The 21,908-nt window shown below is 65.8% G+C and carries 16 protein-coding genes and 1 pseudogene; 8 read left to right on the top strand and 9 right to left on the bottom strand.

What is annotated here, in order from left to right:
• Positions 1 to 6: 6 nt before the first annotated feature.
• The 5 genes from A5680_RS02390 to A5680_RS02370 form a co-directional block, all read right to left on the bottom strand.
• A complete protein-coding gene (locus tag A5680_RS02390) occupies positions 7 to 879 on the bottom strand; it encodes an ABC transporter permease (protein WP_067815713.1) in 873 nt (290 codons plus the stop codon).
• 1 nt (position 880) lies between these two features.
• Positions 881 to 1,594: an MlaE family ABC transporter permease gene (locus tag A5680_RS02385; RefSeq protein ID WP_369804363.1), complete on the bottom strand. Its 714-nt coding sequence runs from the start codon at positions 1,592 to 1,594 to the stop codon at positions 881 to 883.
• A 750-nt stretch (positions 1,595 to 2,344) separates the two neighbouring features.
• Positions 2,345 to 3,016: a TetR/AcrR family transcriptional regulator gene (locus A5680_RS02380; protein ID WP_067815918.1), complete on the bottom strand. Its 672-nt coding sequence runs from the start codon at positions 3,014 to 3,016 to the stop codon at positions 2,345 to 2,347.
• A 128-nt stretch (positions 3,017 to 3,144) separates the two neighbouring features.
• Positions 3,145 to 3,453 carry a hypothetical protein gene (locus A5680_RS02375; RefSeq protein ID WP_067815711.1) on the bottom strand — a complete coding sequence of 103 codons (309 nt, stop codon included), beginning with the start codon at positions 3,451 to 3,453 and terminating at the stop codon, positions 3,145 to 3,147.
• Positions 3,454 to 3,599: 146 nt separating this feature from the next.
• Positions 3,600 to 4,934 (bottom strand): acyltransferase, encoded by a 1,335-nt coding sequence (locus A5680_RS02370; RefSeq protein ID WP_067815708.1) that lies wholly within the window; start codon positions 4,932 to 4,934, stop codon positions 3,600 to 3,602.
• An 83-nt stretch (positions 4,935 to 5,017) separates the two neighbouring features.
• On the opposite strand from A5680_RS02370, the gene A5680_RS02365 reads away from it, so the two are divergent.
• The gene (locus A5680_RS02365) at positions 5,018 to 5,989 is read left to right on the top strand and encodes an aldo/keto reductase (protein ID WP_067815915.1); all 972 of its coding nucleotides are present in this window, start codon (positions 5,018 to 5,020) and stop codon (positions 5,987 to 5,989) included.
• Positions 5,990 to 6,056: 67 nt separating this feature from the next.
• On the opposite strand, the gene A5680_RS02360 is transcribed toward A5680_RS02365, so the two are convergent.
• The 3 genes from A5680_RS02360 to A5680_RS02350 form a co-directional block, all read right to left on the bottom strand.
• Positions 6,057 to 7,160: an NAD(P)-dependent oxidoreductase gene (locus tag A5680_RS02360; protein WP_067815705.1), complete on the bottom strand. Its 1,104-nt coding sequence runs from the start codon at positions 7,158 to 7,160 to the stop codon at positions 6,057 to 6,059.
• A gap of 2 nt (positions 7,161 to 7,162) precedes the next feature.
• Positions 7,163 to 7,681 carry a nuclear transport factor 2 family protein gene (locus A5680_RS02355; protein WP_055399307.1) on the bottom strand — a complete coding sequence of 173 codons (519 nt, stop codon included), beginning with the start codon at positions 7,679 to 7,681 and terminating at the stop codon, positions 7,163 to 7,165.
• Between the two features lie 62 nt (positions 7,682 to 7,743).
• On the bottom strand, positions 7,744 to 8,544 hold the full coding sequence (locus A5680_RS02350) for an acyl-CoA thioesterase II (RefSeq protein WP_067815702.1): 801 nt from the start codon (positions 8,542 to 8,544) through the stop codon (positions 7,744 to 7,746).
• A 111-nt stretch (positions 8,545 to 8,655) separates the two neighbouring features.
• Between A5680_RS02350 and A5680_RS02345 the strand changes: the two genes are divergently transcribed.
• The 3 genes from A5680_RS02345 to A5680_RS24975 all read left to right on the top strand — a co-directional run bounded on the left by A5680_RS02345 (position 8,656) and on the right by A5680_RS24975 (position 11,211).
• Positions 8,656 to 9,021: a DUF1801 domain-containing protein gene (locus A5680_RS02345; RefSeq protein ID WP_231965017.1), complete on the top strand. Its 366-nt coding sequence runs from the start codon at positions 8,656 to 8,658 to the stop codon at positions 9,019 to 9,021.
• A gap of 78 nt (positions 9,022 to 9,099) precedes the next feature.
• Positions 9,100 to 10,329 carry an acyl-CoA dehydrogenase family protein gene (locus A5680_RS02340; RefSeq protein ID WP_067815699.1) on the top strand — a complete coding sequence of 410 codons (1,230 nt, stop codon included), beginning with the start codon at positions 9,100 to 9,102 and terminating at the stop codon, positions 10,327 to 10,329.
• Between the two features lie 12 nt (positions 10,330 to 10,341).
• Positions 10,342 to 11,211, top strand: a complete 870-nt coding sequence (locus A5680_RS24975) for a hypothetical protein (protein ID WP_082955983.1) — start codon at positions 10,342 to 10,344, stop codon at positions 11,209 to 11,211.
• A 60-nt stretch (positions 11,212 to 11,271) separates the two neighbouring features.
• On the opposite strand, the pseudogene A5680_RS02330 reads toward A5680_RS24975, so the two are convergent.
• Positions 11,272 to 12,462: pseudogene (locus tag A5680_RS02330) on the bottom strand (cation:proton antiporter); the annotation flags it as partial.
• A gap of 220 nt (positions 12,463 to 12,682) precedes the next feature.
• On the opposite strand from A5680_RS02330, the gene A5680_RS02325 reads away from it, so the two are divergent.
• The 4 genes from A5680_RS02325 to A5680_RS02310 all read left to right on the top strand — a co-directional run bounded on the left by A5680_RS02325 (position 12,683) and on the right by A5680_RS02310 (position 21,850).
• Positions 12,683 to 14,443, top strand: coding sequence for an NAD(P)/FAD-dependent oxidoreductase (locus tag A5680_RS02325; protein ID WP_067815907.1), 1,761 nt, complete (start codon positions 12,683 to 12,685; stop codon positions 14,441 to 14,443).
• Between the two features lie 95 nt (positions 14,444 to 14,538).
• Positions 14,539 to 20,076: a type I polyketide synthase gene (locus A5680_RS02320; protein WP_231977546.1), complete on the top strand. Its 5,538-nt coding sequence runs from the start codon at positions 14,539 to 14,541 to the stop codon at positions 20,074 to 20,076.
• Complete coding sequence (locus tag A5680_RS02315; protein ID WP_082459697.1) at positions 20,073 to 20,993, top strand: ABC transporter ATP-binding protein; 921 nt, start codon at positions 20,073 to 20,075, stop codon at positions 20,991 to 20,993. The genes A5680_RS02320 and A5680_RS02315 overlap by 4 nt, the downstream gene beginning before the upstream one ends.
• Complete coding sequence (locus A5680_RS02310; protein ID WP_067815693.1) at positions 20,993 to 21,850, top strand: ABC transporter permease; 858 nt, start codon at positions 20,993 to 20,995, stop codon at positions 21,848 to 21,850. The genes A5680_RS02315 and A5680_RS02310 overlap by 1 nt, the downstream gene beginning before the upstream one ends.
• The last annotated feature ends 58 nt before the right edge of the window (positions 21,851 to 21,908 follow it).

The following is a 21,908-nucleotide window of genomic DNA, read 5'->3' as shown; positions in this document are numbered from 1 at the left end:
TGGCGGCTACACCGTGAGGTTGAAGTTCGGGGTTTTGCCGTACACCGCCATCGCGGTCAGCACGACCACCACCACGATCGTGATCAGCGACAGCCGCATCGACCGGCCCACCGCTTCGCCAACGCCGACCGGCCCGCCGGTGGCGGTGTAGCCGTAGTAGCAGTGGGTGGTCATCACGACGACCGCGACCAGGATCACCTCCGCGAACGACCAGCCCACGTCGTTGAGGCGCAGGAAGGTGTGGAAGTAGTGGTTGTAGGTGCCGATCGACTGCCCGTACAGCAGGACGGTGGTGACCTGCTGGGATAGGAACGCCATGGTCATCGCCAACCCGTAGAGCGGGATGATGACGATCAGACCCGCCAGCACCCGGGTGGACGCCAGAAAGGGGATCGAGCGGATGCTCATCACCTCGAGCGCATCGATCTCCTCGCTGATGCGCATGGCGCCCAGTTCGGCGGTGGCGCCGGCGCCGACCGTGGCCGCCAGCGCCTGACCCGCGGCGACCGGCGCCACAAACCGCACATTGACCAGCGCGGCCAGGAATCCGGTGAACGCCTCGACGCCGATGTTGCCCAGCGTCGCGTACCCCTGGATGGCGACCAGGGAGCCCGCGGACAGGGTGATGAAGCCGACGATGGCGGCGGTGCCGCCGACGACGGCCATCGCGCCGGTGCCCATGCCCATCTGGGCGACCATTCGTAGCAGTTCTTTGCGGTAACGATGCAGGGCGAAGGGAATCTGCCCGACCGCGCTCAGGGCGAACCAGACCATTTGCCCGATCTCGACCAGCACCCGGTCCGGGGCTTCCGCGTAGCGGGTGAGGGCGGCCCGCGGAAAATGGAGATGCCGTGCGGGAACACCGGTGGTCGCGGTCATTTCATCGCCCCGTTCCGAATCGGACACCGATGGTGGTCAGCGCCGCGTTGACCGCGAAGAGCGCGATGAAGCAGAGCACCACCGTCTCGTTGACGGCAGTGCCCAACCCCTTGGACCCGCCGCGGACGATCAGCCCGCGATAGCAGCCGACCAGGCCGGCGATCAGGCCGAACGTCGCGGCCTTGATGAACGCGATCACCACCTCGGGCAAGCCGGTGAGCGCGGTCAGCGTGGAGAGGTACGCGCCGCTCGAGACGTTCTGCAGGTACACGCTGAACAGGTAGCCGCCGCCCAGGCCGACGGCGACCACGAGGCCGTTGAGCAGCACCGCCACGAGTGTCGAGGCGACGACGCGGGGGACCACCAGCCGGTGGATCGGGTCGATGCCGAGCACCTCCAGGGCGTCGATCTCCTCGCGGATGGTGCGCGCGCCGAGGTCGGCGCAGATTGCGGTGCCGCCCGCGCCGGCGACCACCAACACCGTCACGATCGGGCCGAGCTGGGTGACCGCGCCGATCGCGGCACCGGCACCGGATACGTCGGCGGCGCCGATCTCCGCCAGCAGGAGGTTGAGCGTGAAGATCAGCAGCACGGTTTCCGGGATCGACACCGCGATGGTGGGCAGCAGCGAGACCCGCATGAGAAACCAGCCATTCCAGATGAACTCACGCCACTCGAACGGCTGCCTCAGCGCCTTTCCGGTCAGCACGCACATGCGGAAGAACCCGCCGGCCACCTCGGTGCCCGGCCGTATCCGGCTAACGACTTTGCTGCTAGACAGGTGGGCGCTAGTCATCGCGCCGCCCTGAAACCGACCACGCGACCAGGCGCGAGATCTCGGCGCTGCGTCCCGTGCGCGTTACACGTCGTCGCGGAGCCGCCCGAGCCGCGCCCGTTTGAGGATCCGCAGATCGGGTGAGCGCGCCGCGAAACGCGATGCGCTAGAAACCCTCTGGAAGCGCCTGGAGACGACGATCGCACTCGGCTTCTTCGCCCCATGTTGCGATGCCCGTAATCCCACTCCCGGGTTATCACCTTGTTCGCGAAGCCGCTCGACCAGATGGTCCCCGAATCGGCACTCTGGCGCCGCGCCCTCCGGCTCCACGCCGCCCTCATTTGCGCCACGCAGCAACTATCGCATTAGACCGTACGGTCAGTCAATAACGCCAGGAATCGTCGGAGTTTCGGGTTCGCGACCCATGGGCAAACGTCCAGCCCGGCTTCCGCGAATTAGGCTCGTAACAGGCGTCTTTAAGGGTTCTGGCGCGACGGCGGTGGATGATTGGGGTGGTTCCGTGAAAACGAGGACAAGCGAAGTCTCGCCGGATAAACTGACCGGGCGTACAGCGACGGATCGCGCGCGCCTCGTCGCGGTTAACGGGCGTCGGCCCGGGCGGCTCAGCGCTTCAGCGCGGGTCCGGTTGAGCAGTTGCCGTTATGCGCAACGGATTTCGTCGCGTGGCGGTCAATCCGACCGTTTCGAGACCGCGGCTAGGCATTCACGGACGACGGAGACGACGTCAGCGGAAGGGCTGGCCCAGGTGCTGAGCCCCAGCCGGTCGAGTAGCAGTCCACCGAGGAACACATCGACGAAGGCGGCCCCCACTTGTTCGGGCGAACGTGCGCCGGCGGGATCAAACCATACCCACATCCACTGCAGCGATCCCCACAGCTGCAGCGCAGCCAGTTCGACGTCGACGCTTCGGAAAACACCGCACTCTATGCCCGTTCGGATCTCGTCAATCGCCAGTGTTTGCAACTGATCACGCAACTTACGCACTTGCTGCATCGCCGGGTCATCCGACAGCTGAACCACCTCGCGCTGGCTCGCTACCGTGGCATCGCGCGCGGTCACTTGCAGGAGAGCGGAGGCGTAAATGATTGCCGCGATGCGTTCGTGGGGCGCGGCCAGGCGGGCCCACGCCATCTGCAGCACGTCGAGTTGCCCGGCCAGGTGGCTCTCTTCGAGCTCGCGCAACATCTGCGCTTTGGTCCCGAAGTGATGGACAATGGTGCCCTTCGACATGCCGAGCTCGTCAGCGATGTCGCCCATATTCGTTCTGTCGTAGCCACGTTCGGCGACGTAGCGAACAAACGCGTCGAAAATCTCGCTGCGTCTACCAGGCGATCGGGGCATCATCCACCCTTCGCTAGACTAACCGTACGAACGGTCCATCATAAGCTTCGCCGTGTCAAGATCCCATTAGCCGTGCCGCCGTTCGGCCGTCACGCGGCGACCCGGGAACTGTGCGATCCGCTGGGAGCCTAAAGCGCCCTGCGGCCGGCGAACCGGTCCGGCGCCGTGATGACATATGTGTTCGCCCCGGGCGCCGCCTTGATCTCGCCGGCGACGTACACGGTCATGAGCTCTTGACCGTCGCTGTCGGCGACGCACACATAAGTGTCCGTCTCGGCGTCGTAGTCGAAGCTGTCCCAAGCCAATACGAACGCCAAGCAGTTGCCGTCGCGGTCTGCGATGACGAGCTTGTGAACCCCGGACTCCTTCAACAGCTCGACATCTTGAGCGCGCCGCTGAGGGATCTGGTTGTCCTGGACCGTGAGGCTGTTTAACATATGGCTGCTCCCTCTCCGTCGGACCCGGGCTCGGATCCTTAGACGGTCCGCGCCTGGCCGAAACGTTTCTCCCGGAATACGGCTCCGACCAGGGCACTAGGGCCTCTCTCGGGGGGCCGTAAGTCGCTAACCCACGGCAGCGTGCCTCAGGCGCTGGGGCGCCCCTGCGAGCGGTAGCCGGTCAACGGCGACAGAGTCCTGGGACGCACCGCGACCAAGAGCACGCCGGCGGCAAAGAGGGTCGCGGCCGGCCACGAGAATCGCCCGTCCGGGGCGAAGCCGCCCTGCGCCAAGAAGTGCAGGCCGACCGCGGCCAGGACTGCGCCGGTCAGCATGGTCGCCTCGGCCCAGCGATCGCCGAGCGGCAGGCCGAATGTGGGCAGCGGAACCGCGAAGAACCGCCGCTGCCACCACAGCAGCAGCAGTTCGACCGCTGTGACCACGCTGAGGATGGTGATCCATTCCAGCCGGACCAGCCACCACGCCACGGAACCCTCGGATGGCTGCGGAATCAGCCCGGCCGGGTAAGCGATGATCGCGACGATGACGACCGGCACCATGTGCCAAAGGTAGAGAGCCATGACGTTGGCGTTGGCGGTGGACAACACCCGCTGCACCGGGCCGTGGCGCAGGACCCGGTCGAGTGTCGCCGCCAATGCCATCGCCAGCCCAGCCTGGGCGCAGGCGAACGCCATCATCGCCACCGTGGGGGGCGTCGTGTTCTCGATCGGCTCGCCGGGAACCCCGATCATGCTGACCGGATACGGCCCCACCCGGATCAGCAGCGCCAGAGCAACGGCCGAACCGGCCGCGAGCAACACCGGCCTGCGCCCGGCCAACAGCCCACCGTGCCAAGCGATCCCGAGCTGGTAGAGCAGGCCCCAGCAGATCAGGTAATTCAGCCAGCCGACGTAGGGGACGTGACCGGCGAGCGAAACGGCGTCGACGAGTACCACACCCGCGGCCAGCGCCGCCGGCACCCTGAGCCCCCAACGTCCGTGTGCCGCAACGGCAATCGGGGTCAGCGACACCACCAGCACATATACGGCGAGGAACCACAGGTGCATGGCCACCGCCCAACCTGCGTATTCCAGCACCGTGCCCGACACGTGGCGGACCTGAAGAACCACCACGAGCGCCGAAACCAGCGCGACGTAGACCGTGGTTGGTCCGAGCACCCGCGCCAGTCGATGCCGAATCCAGGCCTGCCGGGAGAAGCTGTCGGCGCCGCGGCGGTGTGCCCACGACACCGCACCGGCGTAGCCGGCCACGAAGAAGAACACCGGAACCGCCTGGAATATCCAGGTCAGCCATTGCGTCCAGGGCATGTCGAGCAGCGGGTTCTCGCGGCCGAATTGCCCGTCGTGATAGGTCACCGAACCGGCCAGCCAGTGGCCGAGCACGATGAGAACCACGCCCGAGGCGCGGTAGAAGTCCACCGCCAGATTGCGGGCCGGTCGCGCGGTTTCTACGTCGTCCATCGGATCGCGGCAACATCGATGCGGTGCACTCGCGCAACGGTACCCGCCCCGTGGCGTCCAGTCGCGAAGCGCACAATGACTCCATGAAACAAGCGCGCCTCGCGAACCTGGAGGTCGGTCGCCTCGGCTTGGGCGCGATGGGCATGTCCGTCGCCTACGCCGGCGCCGGCACCGACGACGCCGAGTCGATCCGTACCGTTCATCGCGCGATCGACCTGGGCGTCACGCTGATCGACACCGCCGAGGTCTACGGCCCCTACGTCAACGAGGAATTGGTCGCACGCGCCCTGCAGGGCCGGCGGGACCGGGTGGTGTTGGCCACCAAGTTCGGCCTGATTTCCCACACCGGCCGCAACGGCTTGGACAGCAGCCCCGCCAACATCCGGATAGCGGTGGAGGGCTCGCTGCAACGATTGGGCACCGATCGCATCGACCTCTACTATCAGCACCGCCTCGACCGCGAGACCCCGATCGAAGACACCGTCGGCGCGTTGGCCGAACTGGTCACCGCCGGCAAGATCCGGCACATCGGCCTGTCGGAGGTCGGCGTGAACACGATTCGCCGCGCACACGCGGTGCACCCCATCACCGCGGTGCAGTCGGAATACTCGCTATGGACGCGCGACCAGGAAGACCAGATCCTGCCACTGCTGCGCGAATTGGGGATCGGGTTCGTGCCCTACTCGCCGTTGGGCCGCGGCTTTCTCACCGGCGCCATCCGCTCCACCGAGGGGCTGCCCGACAGCGACTACCGCAAGACCAATCCACGGTTCTTCGAGGAGAACTTCCAGCACAACCTACAGAGCGCGGACGAATTGCGGAGCATCAGCGCTGACGTCGGCGCCACTCCCGCTCAGGTCGCGCTGGCTTGGCTGTTGGCAAAAGGTCCCGACATCGTGCCGATTCCGGGAACCAAGCGGGTGTCGCGCCTGGAGGAGAACGTCGGCGCCGACGCCGTCGAGCTGACACCGGACCAACTGTCCCGGCTTGACCGGATCACCCCACCCAAGGGTGGCCACCATGCCGAGGCGCAGATGCAATGGATCGACCGTTGACGGGCGCGCGCGAGAAGTAGGTGCAGGGCGCGCGTGGTGGCACGAGCCATGTTGCGAGACAGGATGATTAGCGATCGGCGCCTGCCAGCGCCGCCGCGCCGTACTTCTTCTCGATCAGCCCCCACGGGTCGGCGTAGGGGCCGCGTCCCTCCAGCCGGCGCTGCACCGCCAGCGCCGCGCGCACGACGGGCCGCAGCACGGGACTCAGCAGCCGCAACACGATCCGCCTGCGGCCCTGCGTCCCGGCGATCCAGTCCAGGGTCTGGGACCAATCGTGCTCCTGGAAGTCGAGCAGCGCCTGCGCTTCGGTGGTGTCGTACCAGCCGGTGAAGCTCCAGCCGCGGTCGTCGCCCGGGTCGCCGGGCAGCAAGGCGGAGGGGCCGAGCGGGCCCAGGCCGGCGGCCCTCATCAGGTCGTCCTGGAGCGCGTGCTGCAGGAGCACGTACGTCTCGTTGCCCCCGATGAGCAAAACCTTGCCGGAAATGGCCGCCCCGCGATCGACGCCCTTGGCGAACGCCAGCGCTACATCACGCGCATCGACCATGTGTATGCGGTTATCGCTCGGGATCGATCGCATCAGGATCAGGTAGTCACCATTGATGCCGGCCTGAGTGTCCGGCGAGATGACGCCCGCCAGCCGGAAGAGCGCGTACGGCAGGCCGCTGGCGCGGATCGCCGCTTCGGCAAGCACCTTGTCCTCACCGTATTGATCGATCGGATTTACCGGGGTGTCCGGGGTGATCCGTTCCGGTTGGCGATAGGGGTTGCGCGAGCCGTAGACCGCGGCGCTGGACGCCATCAGGAACAGCGGCGGATCGGGGAGCGCGGCGCAGGCCGCCAAGAGATTCTCGGTACCGCCGACGTTGACCCGGCGGGACAACGCCGGGTTGCGGTACGACGGTGGGGAGACGATGGCGGCCAGGTGGATGACCGCCCCGGGCCGATGGGTCTCGATGAGCCCGCGCACCGCTTCGGCGTCCAGCAGGTCGGTATAGGCGGGGATCAGCGTCCCGGAATGCCCGCCGGCGGCCAATTCTTTCTCCACCGCGACGGTGTTGTCGTTGCGCAGATCCATCGCGATCACGGTGCACCCGCGATCGAGCAGGATCTGCGTGCAACGCTTGCCAACCAGTCCGAACGCGCCGGTGACCAAAACGGTGGCGATTGTCATGGTCACTGTCCCATCAGTCGCCCGGCGGCCTTGCCGATCGCCGCGCGAAGCCGTGGGGAGACGTAGATCGAGAACAGGGGAGTCACGATGTCCTCGCGGAGCCGAGTCAGCTTGGAACTCTTGATAACCCACCGGCCGGCGACGTTTTCGTAGGTCTCGTGGTAGTGGCCGTAGCCGACCAGGGTGACCCCCGGACCGAAACGGACGACGTCTTGCAGGGCCCATATTCCGCGTGCGGTCGTCGCGGAGGTGACCTCGATTTCGGGGGCGTGCACCTGGTGGGCGGTGGGCTGCGTCGGCCGGCCGAGGGCCCGGCGGGTGAACGCGACGAAGTCGTCGGCACCGGCGATCACCTTGCCGCCCGCTTCGGAGGTGTCGCTGACGAAGTCGTCGGAGAAGATCGTTCGCCACGCCGCCCAGTCCTTGGCGTCCAGGTAGCGGCAGTAACGGGCCTTGAGCTGCTTGATGGATTCGATCGCCGGCAGCGTGTCGGCGACCAGCGTTTGCGCGCGCTCTGTCATAGCGGCTCGATTCTTTCCGTAAGCGTTGCGGCGTGACGTTTCACTGCCGAAGTGTAAACCGGTCAGCTTTTGTAGTAGACGACCTGATGCGTGGTGGCCAACAGCACGCCATGCCGGGCCCACACCTGCGCGCTCTGGTCGAAGTAGCCGCGGCTGAAGCGGTTGGCGTGCGCGGTGCACAGGACGAAGTCGTCGCCCACGGAGTCGAGTTCGTGCTGATCGGCGTGAAAGTACGTCGTCAACGAGATCGTCCCGGATGGGACGAAGCCGCCGCGCCGCAGGAAGACCCGCGGGTAGAAGGCGTCCGATAGCGCGGCCAACACCGGGTAGTCGACGGGGCGTTGCGCGGCGTCGCGCACCCAGAGGGTGGAGGTCGACGTCGGGCTCGGTTGCCCGTCCTTGCCGGGCATCGAACCCTCGACATACCGCATGTCGTAGAGGCTCGTCCAGCGCACCAGGCCGGGATCGGTGGGAGCGATCTCGTCGGGGTCCGGAGCGGTCGGCGGGCGCAGCTCCGTGTCGGCCCAGCCGTCGCGGCGAATGGCGAACAGCGCGGTCGCCGTGGTCTTGACGTCACCGTCCTGACTGAGTTCGGCGATCCAGTGCTGGTTGGTCCGGTTGGTGCGCGCTGCCCGCAAGGTGATGTCGAAGTCGCCGTCGGCGATGGGGGCGGCGTAGTTGACGGTCAGCGCCAGCGGCTCGCCGATGCGGTCGGGGTGCGATTGGACGGCGTGCAGCACGATGGCTGCGGTGATTCCGCCGAAGGGCCCCACCATGTTGGCCCATTCCGGATGGGTCCGCCCGCGCCTGGTGCTCGCGTCGATCGTCTCGAGCCTGATGGCGTCGTCGAAGGGATGTGTCATGAGTCGAACGCAGATTACCGGCGCCGGACACCGCGTCTCGCCGCGGGCCGCGCGATCAACGTCCGTGATATACCGTCCGGCGAGCGACAACCTCTGCGAAAGGACGGAACCGTGACGAAGACTCCCGCCGAGCTGATCGACGCCAGGATCTCGGAGCTCGGGGATTGGCGCGGTGAAATGCTTTCCCGCATCAGGGAACTCGTCAAGGAAGCCGAACCTGAGGTGGTGGAGGAGTGGAAGTGGCGCGGCGTCCCGGTCTGGTATCGCGACGGGATGATCTGCACCGGCGAGACCTACAAGAACGTGGTGAAGATGACCTTCGCCAAGGGCGCCTCGCTGCAGGATCCCAAGGGTTTGTTCAACTCCAGCCTGGAAGGCAACACCCGGCGCGCGATCGATTTTCACGAGGGCGACCAGGTCGACGAGGAGGCCCTGAAGGCGCTGATCCGCGCCGCCGTGGAGCTGAACCGGTCATAGGCGCCGATCTGTACAGCGGCGGCGGCGGTGCTGTACAGTCGCCCAGCACGCGGTCGACGCTCGAATGAGAGGCCATCGGTGACTTCCGAGTCGGTCGAACAGTTTCGGAGCCGGGCCAGGGCCTGGCTGGCCGAGAACCTGCCGCGGCTGGATTCCGGGGAAGCGATGGTCCTGCAGCGCGACGAAATGACGTCCTGGCAGCGCGCCCGCGAACTGCAAAAGAAGCTGTACGACGGCGGATTCGCCGGCATCTGCTTCCCCCGCGAGTACGGCGGGCTGGGCCTGAGCTACGAATACAAGAAGGCGTTCGACGCCGAGGCGCTGGCCTATGAGACCCCCCTCATGCTCAACGTGCCCTCCTTCGCCATTTGCTGCGCAACGATCCTCGACATGGGCAGCGAGGAGCAGAAACGCAGCCACATCGCGGCCGCGCTTCGCGGTGACGAAGTGTTGGTGCAGCTGCTGTCCGAACCCAGCGGGGGATCGGATCTCGCGGGCGTGCTGACCCGCGCCGACCGGCGCGACGGCCACTGGATCATCAACGGCGCCAAGACCTGGAGCACGTGGGCGTTCGCCGCCGACTACGGCCTGTGCCTGGCCCGGACCGATTGGAACGCGCCCAAACACGAAGGCCTGACGATGTTCCTGATGCCGCTGCGGCATCCCGGCGTCACGATCAACCGCATCAAACAGGTCAACGGCTCCGTGGAGTTCTGCGAGGAGTTCTTCGACGACGTCGAACTCGGAGACGACGCCGTCGTGGGTGAGCCGGGGAGGGGCTGGGACGTCGCGTCGCGCCAGCTCTACCACGAGCGCCGCACGATGGGGGACGGATCGGAATACACCAGCGGGCCGGGAATCGCCGAGGCCCAGGATGTTTCGGTTGACCTGCTGGACCTGGTGGGCAGGGTGAACCGGTCCAACAGCGAGCGGGTCCGCGAGCGGGTGGGCCGTGCCCTGGTCCACCGGGCGGTGCACGGGCAGCTCAGCGAGCACGTCTTCCACGCCGTGGCCAATGGTTCGCTGCCGCCCGCCGCCGGTTCGATCATCCGGCTGTGCATGGCCGAGGTGCACGACGTCGAAACCGATACCGCGTTGGCCGTCGCCGGCCCTGCCGCCGCGGTCGATGACGAGGCGGGGCTGCTCGACGTCGGCACCCGCTACCTCGGCCGTCAGATCGCCAGCATCGGCGGGGGAACCACCGAGATGGCGCGCAACGTGATCGGCGAGCGGGTGCTGAACTTTCCGCGCGAGTACGCCGCCGACCGCGGCGTGCCCTTCAACCAGGTCCGGCACGGAAAAGCCTGAAGGAGGCCGGAATTGAGTGACCAGCTTCGTGACATCCGGGAGTTGGCAGGGGACTCCGATGCTTACCGGGACGAACTGTACCGGCGCTGGACGGGGCTGCTCAGCTACCGCTACATCGGCCGCAAACACTCCTCGATGGACCTCGGCGAGGTCGACGACACCGTCACCATTCGCCGCGACATGCGCAACGAGGCCGGCGGAATCATGGTGGCGCCGTTGGCCATTTCCTCCCCGGAGGGATGCCAGACGGACATGGTGGCGGTGCCCAACCCGGTGATCGCGTCGGTGCAGATCATCGACCCCGGCTATGACGTCAAGCGGGTCGAGATCGTCGGCTCCGGCATCGTGCATCAGGGCCGCACTATGGGCTACGGACGGTGCAAGATCGTCGACGCCGACAACCCGGACCGGGTCATCGCCTTCAACGAGGGCCAGGGAGCGATCATCGGCATCCCGCCGGAAGGCCTGGGCCGCATGGACGTTTCGGGCACGGAATTGGTAATCGAGGACTCGCCGGATCTGCCGCCGTTGTGGCAGGCGTTCGGGGCCAGCAGGCGTAGCGATGGCCACTGGGTGCTGCCCGAGCTCAGCACCGAACTCGCATCCCCGGATGCCGCGCTGCACATCGGCCCCCAGCACGTCGTCCTAGAAACGGCGGCTGTCGATCTCGCCGCCGGCGTCGCCGGGACCCGAAAGCTCCAGGTGGTCAGCTGGCACGTCATGTTCATGGCCCGCGGCAAGGTGGGCCCCTTCCGGGTGGAAGGAGTCGCGCACCGCGGCGGGCCCGGCCGTATCGGCGTGCGCATGTTGCTGCACGACGAGGGGAACGCCGACAAGGCCGTCACCTCCGCCGCCGCGGTCTTCGACGTCGTGGGTTCCTAACCGCCCGGTGGCTACCTCGCTCGCCCGGTGCCGCCCATAGACGAATTCGAATATCGGCGTGGCCATCAGGGTCGTCACTACGGCGACCAAAACCAAGATGCTGAACAGTGTTGGGGTGATGATGCCGGCCTGAAGCCCGATATTGAGCAGGATGAGTTCGATCAAGCCGCGGGCGTTCATCAATGAACCCAGGGCGACCGATTCACGAAGAGGGACTTTCCTCAGCCACGCGACGACTGTGCACGAAACTCCCTTTCCGATGATCGACAGCAGGAGCATTCCCACCGTCACCGCCCACAGTTTCGGGCTGTTGACCAGGCCGATCTGGGTATTCAGCCCCGAGTATACGAAGAACAGCGGCAGCAACAACGTGGTCACCAGCGGCTCGAGCCTGGCGGTGAGTTGCTGGGCGAAGAAGCCGGATGGCATTGCCGCGCCCAGAACGAACGCGCCGAATATCGCATAGATGCCGATGGCGTCGGTGAACCATGCGCACGTCATGAGCAACACGAGCACTGCACTGAACGTTGGCGCGCTGACCGCGTTCCGGCGTTCGGATCTCGCGCCGAGGACGGCCAGGGCCTTGCGCCCGATCGTCAGGAGCAATGCCGTGTACAACATGCCACCGACTATTGCCGTGGCGGCGGTGCTGGGATCGCCTCGATGGATGGCGAGCACAACGGCCAGGATGCACCAGGAGAGGGCGTCGTCGATCGCACCGCAGATCAGGGCGAGCGTACCTAGCGGCGTTCCGGACAGCCGCTGTTCGAAAATGATTCGCGCGAGCATCGGAAACGCGGTGGTTGCGATCGACGCGCCCAAGAACATCATCGCCAAGGGCAGCGAGACACCTTTTCCGAACAAGATTCCGCTGTTCAGCAGCGGCAAGGCGACAATCGCTCCCAGCGCAAGCGGTGTGAGGATCCCCGCGGCCGACACGGCCGCCGCGGTGCCGGCGCGATGTTTGATCAGCTTGACGTCGAAGCCGAGCCCAACGAGGAACATGTAAAGAACCAGGCCGATCTGCGCCGCGGTGTAGAGCACCGTGTTCGCCTGCCCGGGTGGAAAGAGATCGTGCTGCACGCCGGGAGCGACCCGGCCCAGGAGCGAGGGGCCCAAAAGTACGCCGGCAATCATCTCGCCGACGACTTGGGGCTGCCCCAAGCGTTGCGCAACCAGCCCGACGAGCCGGCATGTCCCGAGGATGACGGCCAGCTCAAGGAAAAAATGTACGGCGGTTGCTGCAGGCATGGTGAGGTCCTGAGTGTTCGTGGTCGGCTTCATCCCGGCAGGCGGGTCGACGAGCGGTTGAGATCGGCTTTGCCGCAGCGCATCTGGCCTCACACGTGTCGGCGGCCCGCCGGGTCGACACCGTGTGCTTCCAGGCTTGCGAGAGTCCTCATTTCGTGTAACGTACTTAACTATTAAGTAACTTAATTTCCCTGGGTTTGCAAGAGGTGGACGGGTGGACGTGCGCGCGCAACTGTCGCAGTTGAGCCCCGAGGCGCGCGAGACCCTCGCGCGAAGGCTCAAGGCCCGGTTGGATGCCGACAAAGTTCACCCTGATCACGACGTCGCCATCGTCGGTGGTGGTGTGGCGGGACTGACCCTGGCACTCGAGATTCGCACCGCCAGGCCCCGCACGCGAGTCGCCGTCATCTCACCCGCCTCGCACCCAGTGCCTGAGATCACCCACACCGTCGGCGAGTCGACGGTCGAGGTTTCCGCCCACTATCTGCGCGAACGCATTGGTTTGGCCGACCACTTGCAGACCTCGCAGATTCGCAAGATGGGCTTGCGAATGTTTTTCTCCCACGGCGGAAACACCGATATCACCGAGCGGCTGGAACTGGGCAGTTCCTCCTTCATCCCCCAGGTGACGTATCAGATCGACCGCGGCCGGCTGGAGAACGAGCTCTACCGACGTTGCTGCGCGGCGGGTGTCGACATTCGGCGGGGCCGGGCGGTGTCGGTCGAGTGCGGCGCCGGGGGACACCCGCACACCGTTTCCATCCAGAGCGGTGACACCATCACGCGCACGACAACGCGTTGGCTGGTGGATTCATCCGGACGAAATCGTGCGCTGGCCCGCCAACTGGGTTTGCGGCGCGCCAACGAACACAACTGCAATGCGGTGTGGTTGCGTGTCGCCGCCGAAATCGACATCGGCCGGTGGAGCGATGACCCGGCCTGGCAGACCCGCATCACCGAGGGCGATCGTGCGCTGTCCACGAATCACTTGATGGGGGAGGGCTACTGGGTTTGGCTGATCCGGCTCGCGTCCGGATCCACGAGCGTCGGCATCGTCGCCGACCCGGCGTTTCACCAGTTCGACCGATTCAACACGCTCGCCAAGGCCCGCTCGTGGCTCAACGAGTACGAGCCGCAGTGCGCGGCGGTCCTGGCGGAACACGAACACCTGATCAAGGACTTCAGGGTGATGAAAAACTACAGTCACGGCGCCACCAAGGTGTACGACGGCCGTGACCGTTGGTGTCTCACCGGAGATTCGGGGATTTTTCTAGACCCGTTGTACTCGTCGGGGCTGGACCTCGTGGCGATCGGTAACGGCCTCATCACCGACATGATCGTCCGGGAACTCGACGGTGAGGATGTCGTCGCGCGGTCGGGAATCAGCGACTCGTTATTCCGATCCCTCACCGACATGTGGCTCGCCGTGTATTGCGATCAGTACACGCTGATGGGCTCGCCGACCGTGATGTCCGCCAAGGTGATCTGGGATATCGCCTTCTACTGGGGCTTCGTCGGCTTGCTCTACAGGAATGGACGATTCGTCACCGTCGCCGACGATCCACAGGTCGTCCCGCACCTGGAAGGCTTGATCAAGCTCAGCAACCGTACGCAAAGGTTCTTCCGAGAATGGGCCGCAATCGAGAGCGCGCGCCCGTCGGCTGGGTTCGTGGATTTGTATTCACCGTTCAACTTCATGGTTAGCCTGCACACCGCGATGATCGGAGAAAGTCCGGACTTCACCGCGCAGTTTGAGGCCAACACCCGCCTGTTACACCAGCTGGCGGGCCAACTCGTGGAGACGGTGGTTTCGGAAAAGTGTGACCGGTTCTCCGAAGACGGCGTGATGCAGCAGGTGCAGGCGTGGCAACGCGACTCTCTGCTGCGGGAACTGCGCTCCATCTACCGCCGCGAGCAGGAAATCAATCCGGTCAGCCGAGGGTGGATTCTCGGCGCCGCACCCGTACTAGAAGCACGTTGACCCAAGAACGATTCGCGCACGACCCGGTTCTCGCGGTTGAGGCTTCGTAGGGCGAAAGGATGAGCATGCGCGCCGCAACCGGAGACCGCGACCCCTTGGCCATCGTCGGAATCGGCTGTCAGTTCCCCGGTGGTGCCGACGACCCGACCAGCTACTGGCACTTGCTATGCACCGAAACCGACGCCACCGGCACCGTCCCCGAAGCGCGATGGAACGCCGCGAAATACTACGACCCAAACCCCGCCAAGGTCGGCAAGATGGTTACCCGGCGAGGCGGGTTCCTCGACGAGATCGACCAATTCGACCCCCAATTCTTCGGGATCTCTCCCCGCGAAGCGCACCTGATCGATCCCCAGCAACGCCTCCTGTTGCGGACCACATGGGAGGCGCTGGAAGACGGTGGAATATCCGCCGACAGCCTGGCGGGAACCGAGGTAGGCGTCTTCGTCGGCGGCTTCACACTCGATTACCAACTTCTGCAAAATCAGGGCCGCGCCAGCCGGTACCGATTCAAAGCCCATTCCGCCACCGGAATGATGATGACCATGCTGGCCAACCGGATCTCATTTGCCTTCGATTTCCGTGGGCCCAGCATGACGATCGACACGGCGTGCTCGAGCTCACTGGTCGCCGTTCACCTTGCCGCACTGAGCATTTGGAACGGCGAATGCGACCTCGCGCTGGCCGGCGGGGTCAACATCATGATCGGCCCCAACACCGGCATCGCCGAATCGAAGAGCGGGTTCCTCAGTCCGGGCGGGCGCTGCAAGGCCTTTGACCGTTCCGCCGACGGCTACGCGCGGGGAGAGGGCGGCGCCATGGTCGTCATCAAGCCGCTCGAGCGCGCGGTGGCCGACGGTGACGAAATCTACGCTCAGATCCTGGGTTCCGCGGTGTCGCAGGACGGGCGCACCGACGGCATCACGGTGCCCCGCGCCGCGGCGCAGGAGGCGGCCATCGCCACGGCACTGCGCAGGGCGGGTATCCGTCCGGACGAAGTCGGCTATGTGGAGGCGCACGGCACTGGCACCCCCGTCGGCGACCCGATCGAGGCCGGGGCACTCGGCAACGTGTTGGCTGCCGACCGGTCACCGGCCGATCCACTGCTGATCGGCTCGGTCAAGACAAATATCGGCCACCTGGAAGCCGGCGCGGGGGTCGCCGGGTTGATCAAGGCGGCGCTGGTGCTAAAACACGGGTACATCCCGGCGAACCTGCACCTCAATGACCCGATAGCGCTTGCGAATTCGGGCATCGAAGTTCCGTCGACCGGTCGTCCTTTCCCCGGCAACCGGCGACGCGTCGCAGGGGTCAACTCCTTCGGCTTCGGCGGCACCAACGCGCACGTGGTGCTTGCCGAGCCGCCGGTTCCCGCTCGAGCCGTCCCGGAAAAATCTCGGCAGATGCCCCTGGCCTTGCTGCCGGTGTCGGCGCGTTCGCAGGAGGCTTTAGCGGCAACGGCTCGTCGGCTGGCGGAGCAGCTGAACGCTCACCCCGACCTCTCACTGCTCGACCTCGGCTACACGCTCAGCCGGCGACGCACCCACCTGACGCATCGCCGCGCGATCGTCGCGGACGGTGTCGGCGACGCGCTGGGTCAACTTCAGGCCCTGGCAGAGGGGCAAACCCCGGTCGGCCGCACGCCTGCAGACGCGCCGAAGCTGGCGTTCGTCTGCACCGGGATGGGGCCTCAGTGGTGGAAGATGTGCCGGGGGCTGCTTGACGCCTATCCCGCCTTCGCCGACAGCATCGTGCGAAGCGATCGCGAGCTATCCCGTTATGCCGAGTGGTCTTTGATCGACGAACTCCGCGCCGACGAATCCAGGTCTCGCATGGCGGAAACGGATGTGGCCCAACCCGCGAACTTCGCCATCCAGATAGCGCTGGCCGAGCAGCTCAAGGAATTCGGCATCATCCCCGACGGCGTGGTGGGGCACAGCGCCGGTGAGGTGGCCGCCCACCATCTGGCCGGCGTACTCACCTTCGAACAGGCGATCCGCGTCATCTACCACCGAAGTCGCCTGCAACAGCGCACCCGAGGATCCGGCCGCATGCTCGCCGTGGGCCTCGGTGCAGAATCGCTCATTCAGACGCTGGAGAACCGAGCGGCCGATGGCATCGGGGCCGGTGTATCGATCGCCGCCGTCAACAGCCCCTCGGCGGTCACCATCGCCGGCGACGGTGACGCCCTGGACCGCATCGCCCGCCAACTCGACGAGCTCAGGATCTTCAACCGGTTCCTCAGCGTGCAGGTGCCGTATCACTCGCACCACATGGACATGGTGAGAGAAGACCTTTGCGGCGCCCTGCAAGGGCTTTCTTCGGGCCCGGCGAGCATGCCGCTGTATTCCACCGTGACCGGCGAACGCTTGGACGGCTACACCGCCGGTGCCGGCTACTGGTGGCAGAACACCCGCGCCACAGTACTTTTCGAGCCCGCGGTCAACCGAATGCTCGACGATGGATACACCCATTTCGTCGAACTCGGGCCACATCCCGTCCTTGCGACGTCAATCGTCGAGATCGCCTCGGCGCAAAAGACCGACGTGGTGGTCTTGCCGGCCCAGCGGCGCGACGCGGACGACGGCCGCACGCTGATGAATTGCGTTGGCGCACTGCACTGCGAGGGTCACCCGGTGAGGTGGGAAGCTCTATACCCCCGAAACGGGGCGCGGCTGCTGAAACTTCCCCTTTACCCATGGCAATCCAAACGGTATTGGAACGAGACCCAGGAAGCCGCGGAGGACCTCCACTACAACCCGGTGCATCCCCTGCTCGGGCAACCGGTGGGCGGGGCCGCGCATCCCACGTGGGAAGTGGAGCTGGGCACCGCGATGTTGCCCTTCCTCGCGGATCACCGGGTTCAGGGCAGTGTTCTCCTACCTGGAGCGGTATTCATCGAAATGGCCCTCGCTGCCGGGGAGGCCGCCTACGGGTCCGCGCACCACAGCGTTGAGAACCTGACGCTGAGACGAGCCCTGGTTCTCGATGACACTTGTGACCCCATACTCAGGACAACACTCGATCAGGACACCGGCGCACTGGAATTCACCGCCTTCACTGCGACGGCGGGCGGGGAGCTGAAGTGGACGCTGACGGCGACCGCGGAACTCAACACACTCCCGACGCCGCCGGGACATTGCGCGAGCTTCAACTGCGCGGGAGAGGGCACCACGATCGAGGGCGACGAGTTTTACGCCCGTACCCGAGCCATGGGCTTGGCGTACGGCGAAGCGTTCCGGACCGTGACCGGGGCGACTGCCGGAGATGGTTGGGCGACAGCCCGAATCGTCACCCCGGGAGCGCTCCGCGACGATGTCGACCGATACCGATTCCATCCCGCCCTCATCGACGGGGCCTTTCAAACACTGCTTGGCGCACCGCTTCTCGGGCACGAGACCCGCGAAAGTCCCTACCTTCCCGTTCGGATCCGGCGAAGCGCGATATACGGCTCAGCCGAGCGTGACATGAACGTCCATCTACGGGTCGTTTCGGCCACCGCCGACGAGATCGAGAGTGATATCACCGTGACCGGCGCCGACGGGCAGCCCCTCGCCGCCTTCAATGGCTTCACGGTGCAATCACTCGCTGTGTCTTCTCACATGTCGCCCGAGCGTGTGGACAAGGGGCTCTACGAGATTCAGTGGATTGCGCATACCCGTCCCGGACACGACGAGCGGGAGAACGCGATCGCCGTAGAAAACATGTCGTGGATCGTCTTCGTCGATGCGGCGGGCGTCGGCTCAGTGCTCGCGGAGCGGATGCGCCGCAGGGGTCAGCGCGTCCGCGTGGTCGAGCACCGACCCGTGGAAGCGCTCACCGAATTCGACGGCGGGTATGCGGTGAACCCCAGCCAACCGCGTCAGCTGCATCAGTTGCTCGAAACCCACCTCGCCAAAGAAGGCAACCTTGCCGGGATCATCGACTGCTGGCCGTTGGATATGCCCGCACATCCGGACGGCCAACCGGTGCACCACGACGTGAATCCGACCGAAACGACCGAGCGCTTAGGCGTTTTCACCGTTCTGCATCTTGTGAAATCCCTCGCGGAGCACGAGACCGTCCAGCCGCGCCTGTACTTGGTCACCGAGAACGCGCAACCGGCGCTGGGGACCGAGGCGCTCGCGGTCGAACAAGCGGTCATCTGGGGGCTCGGCCGCGTCGTGGGCCACCAGGAATTGGTCAAGCAGTGGGGCGGGCTGATCGATATCGACGCCGCCGACGACCGCGTCGAGGCTGCCGCGCGCATCTGCGACCACGTGCTCGACGACGATGCCGAGGATCAGATCGCCATCCGCGGAAACACCACGTTGGTCCCGCGTCTTCGCTCGGCCAGCAGCCTCTCGAAAGCCTTCCCGACCAAACTCGCACCCGATGCCACCTACGTGGTCACCGGCGGACCGGGAGCCCTCGGACGCGTCGTCGCGACGTACCTTGCCCAACGGGGAGCGCGGCATATCGCCCTGCTAAGCCGAAGCGCACTCCCGCCAAGGAGCCGCTGGCCGTTGCTATCCCACGACGACAAGCACCGGTCGGCCGTCGACGCGATTCGGCAGATCGAGCGCCTCGGCGCCAGGGTGACGACGGCCAGCGTCGACATCACCGACGCGGACCAGGTGCGGGCTTGGTTGAGTGACCACATCCGAGACGAGGGCCGACCGGTTCGTGGAATCGTTCACGCCGCGGGGTCTGTCCACGACCAACTCTTGGTCAACATGACCGAAGCGGATTTCACCAAGGTGATGGCGCCCAAAGTCGTGGGTACCCGCGTGTTGCACAACGCTTTCAAAGGACAGCCGCTCGACTTCTTTGTGATGTTCGGGTCGGCGGGTTCGGTCATCGCATCACCCGGCCAAGGGAACTACGCCGCCGCCAACGCATTCCTGGACGCCTTCGCGCATTATCGGCGGGCCGAGGGACTGCCGGCCACCACGATCGGCTGGGGCCCGTGGTCAGTAGGCATGGTCGAAGACCTCAAGCTCGAGAAGATCTATGCGCATCGGGGGATCGAGCTGATCACGCCCGGCGCGGGAGCCCAGATCCTCGATCGGCTCATCAACCAGCAGATGCCCAACGTCATCGCTATCACCGCCGATTGGACGCGGGCCCGCCGCGTGGGCCTTGTCGGGCAGTTGCCACCGATGTTTTCCGAACTGGGCGCCACCGAACCGGCGGCCGCCAAAACCGATGTCGAGACTTCGGTGTTGGATTCCCTCGCGGCGTGCCCGGAAGCCGACAGGGCCGACATGGTCGCTCGCCTGGTGCGACAGATCGGCTCCGCGGTCTTCGACCTCGCCCCGACCGATATCGGGCTCGACGACGCCCTAGACGACCTCGGCTTGGACTCAATGATGGCAATGGATTTCAGAACCCGGATCCACGCCCAGTTCGCCGTCGACCTGCCGGTGCTGGACCTGCTCAGGGGAGTCAGTGTCAACGAACTGGCCGCTCGGATACTTGGCCGGCTTGAACTGGGAAGCGCCGACCCAACCGTGGTCACCGAACAGCGGCAGCAACGCACGGCCGCCGACGAGGTCGACCGCCTGGTGGAGCAGTTGTCTGAAGACGAACTCCGGGCTCTGCTGCTCGACCTCGAAACAGCCGAGGAGGACGCGGGGGGAACGCACGCATGAACGCTCCTGGGCGGACACGGCCGGCACGAGCCGAGCAGCTGGCCGACAAAGGCGACCCAACGGCAGCGACGGAGCGGGACGAATCCCGCGCGGTGCGCGTCCGAGGTTTGTCAAAGGCCTACGGGCAGTTGCAGGCCGTGCGCGATGTGGATCTCGACGTCGGCTACGGCGAAATCTTCGCCATCCTCGGGCCCAACGGCGCGGGAAAGTCGACGACCATCGAAATCCTCGAGGGTCACCGGCAACGGGATTCCGGATACGTGCGCGTGCTTGGCGAAGATCCCGGAACCGCCGGCCGTAGCTGGCGCGCCAAGATCGGCATCGTATTGCAAGAAGTCAGCGACGCGGGGATGCTGACCGTGGCGGAAACCATTCAGATGCTGACGAAATGCTATGGCAGGGCGCGACTTCCGGGGGAGACGCTCGAACTCGTCGGGCTGACGCCGGTTGCCGACTCCCGGGTGAGGACGCTGTCAGGCGGGCAGCGCCGTCGTCTCGACGTGGCCCTCGGCATCATCGGCATGCCCGACTTGCTCTTCCTCGACGAACCGACGACCGGGTTCGATCCCGATGCCCGGCGGCGATTCTGGGATCTCATCCGGTTGCTGGCGAGCGATGGCACGACGATCGTATTGACGACCCACTACCTGGAGGAGGCCGCCGCACTGGCAGACCGGGTCGCAGTCCTGGCCGACGGCAGGGTGGTGGCAGTCGACTCACCGGCAAAACTGACCGAGTACGTCAGTACGGCCGCGACGGTCCGGTGGGTGGAGGCGGGCCGTGCCCACGTGGAGGTGACGGATCGCCCGACCGACTTGATCAGGCGGCGATCGAAGCACGGGGCAGAACTGGCTCAGCTGACGGTCTCCCGGCCGACGCTCGAAGACGCTTACCTGCGGTTGATCGGCGAGGCGTGATGGACATCGGTCACGCGCGGAGATCTGCCCCACCGCAACGCCATTCGAGCCCGTCCGCGGTGCCGCTGCCGTCTCCGGTGCGAATCGGGTTGTCGCGCATCGTGCCGGAGCTGAAGATGTTCTACCGGCGGCCGGAACAGGTGGTGCTCACCTTCTCGATGCCCGCCGTAATCGGCATCCTGCTCGGCTCGATCTTCTCGACGAAACTGCCGCACAGCAATACCAGCACCGGCGCGGTCATCGCGGCGAGCATCCTCGCGTACGGGATCCTGTCCACCTCGTTCATCAACCTCGGCATCAGCATCGCCGCCGACCGCGAAGCCGGCGCGCTGCGGCGACTGCGGGGGACGCCGGCAACCGCGGCGGCGTACTTCATCGGAAAAATCTGCCTGGTTGCCTTCGCCAGCCTCGCCGAGGCCGTCGTCCTGCTCGCCGTGGGCGTGCTCATCTTCAAGCTCGCCCTGCCGACAACCGCATTCGGTTGGTTCACCCTGATGTGGGTGTTCGTCCTGGGCATCGTCAGTTGCTCGCTGCTGGGCATCTTCGTCAGCAACTTGGCGAGCGGAGCGGTTTCGGCCGCCGTGATCACCAACGGCCCGGGGGTCGCCTTGCAGTTCGTGTCGGGCACCTACGTTCCGCTCGTCGCGTTGCCGGCATGGATGCTGACCCTGGGCTCGGTTTTTCCGGTGAAGTGGATGGCCCAAGGGTTCCGCTCGGTGCTATTGCCGCCGGACATGGCCGCCTTCGAACCGGCCGGCAGCTGGGAGCACTGGCCGACATTTTTCGTACTGGCCGCGTGGAGCGTCGGCGGGCTGATTGCCTGCCTCGTAGTTTTCCGGTGGTCGGACAAAAAATAGGCCAATGGCCATACGTTGACTCCTGTACGTATGGTGCTTAGGACTCACACGACAGGAG

Source organism: Mycobacterium sp. E2989 (assembly GCF_001667595.1).
Lineage (GTDB): Bacteria > Actinomycetota > Actinomycetes > Mycobacteriales > Mycobacteriaceae > Mycobacterium.
The sequence above is the reverse complement of the archived record's forward strand: the minus strand, read 5'-3'. Positions and strand labels throughout refer to the sequence as shown.

Excerpts from the sequence above, each read along its gene's own strand:
- A5680_RS02370 (WP_067815708.1), bottom strand. The coding sequence starts at position 4,934 with ATGGACGACGTAGAAACCGCGCGACCGGCCCGCAATCTGGCGGTGGAC.
- A5680_RS02360 (WP_067815705.1), bottom strand. The coding sequence starts at position 7,160 with ATGACAATCGCCACCGTTTTGGTCACCGGCGCGTTCGGACTGGTTGGC.
- A5680_RS02375 (WP_067815711.1), bottom strand. The coding sequence starts at position 3,453 with ATGTTAAACAGCCTCACGGTCCAGGACAACCAGATCCCTCAGCGGCGC.
- A5680_RS02315 (WP_082459697.1), top strand. The coding sequence starts at position 20,073 with ATGAACGCTCCTGGGCGGACACGGCCGGCACGAGCCGAGCAGCTGGCC.
- A5680_RS02380 (WP_067815918.1), bottom strand. The coding sequence starts at position 3,016 with ATGCCCCGATCGCCTGGTAGACGCAGCGAGATTTTCGACGCGTTTGTT.
- A5680_RS02390 (WP_067815713.1), bottom strand. The coding sequence starts at position 879 with ATGACCGCGACCACCGGTGTTCCCGCACGGCATCTCCATTTTCCGCGG.
- A5680_RS02355 (WP_055399307.1), bottom strand. The coding sequence starts at position 7,681 with ATGACAGAGCGCGCGCAAACGCTGGTCGCCGACACGCTGCCGGCGATC.
- A5680_RS02365 (WP_067815915.1), top strand. The coding sequence starts at position 5,018 with ATGAAACAAGCGCGCCTCGCGAACCTGGAGGTCGGTCGCCTCGGCTTG.
- A5680_RS02385 (WP_369804363.1), bottom strand. The coding sequence starts at position 1,594 with ATGTGCGTGCTGACCGGAAAGGCGCTGAGGCAGCCGTTCGAGTGGCGT.
- A5680_RS02310 (WP_067815693.1), top strand. The coding sequence starts at position 20,993 with ATGGACATCGGTCACGCGCGGAGATCTGCCCCACCGCAACGCCATTCG.
- A5680_RS02350 (WP_067815702.1), bottom strand. The coding sequence starts at position 8,544 with ATGACACATCCCTTCGACGACGCCATCAGGCTCGAGACGATCGACGCG.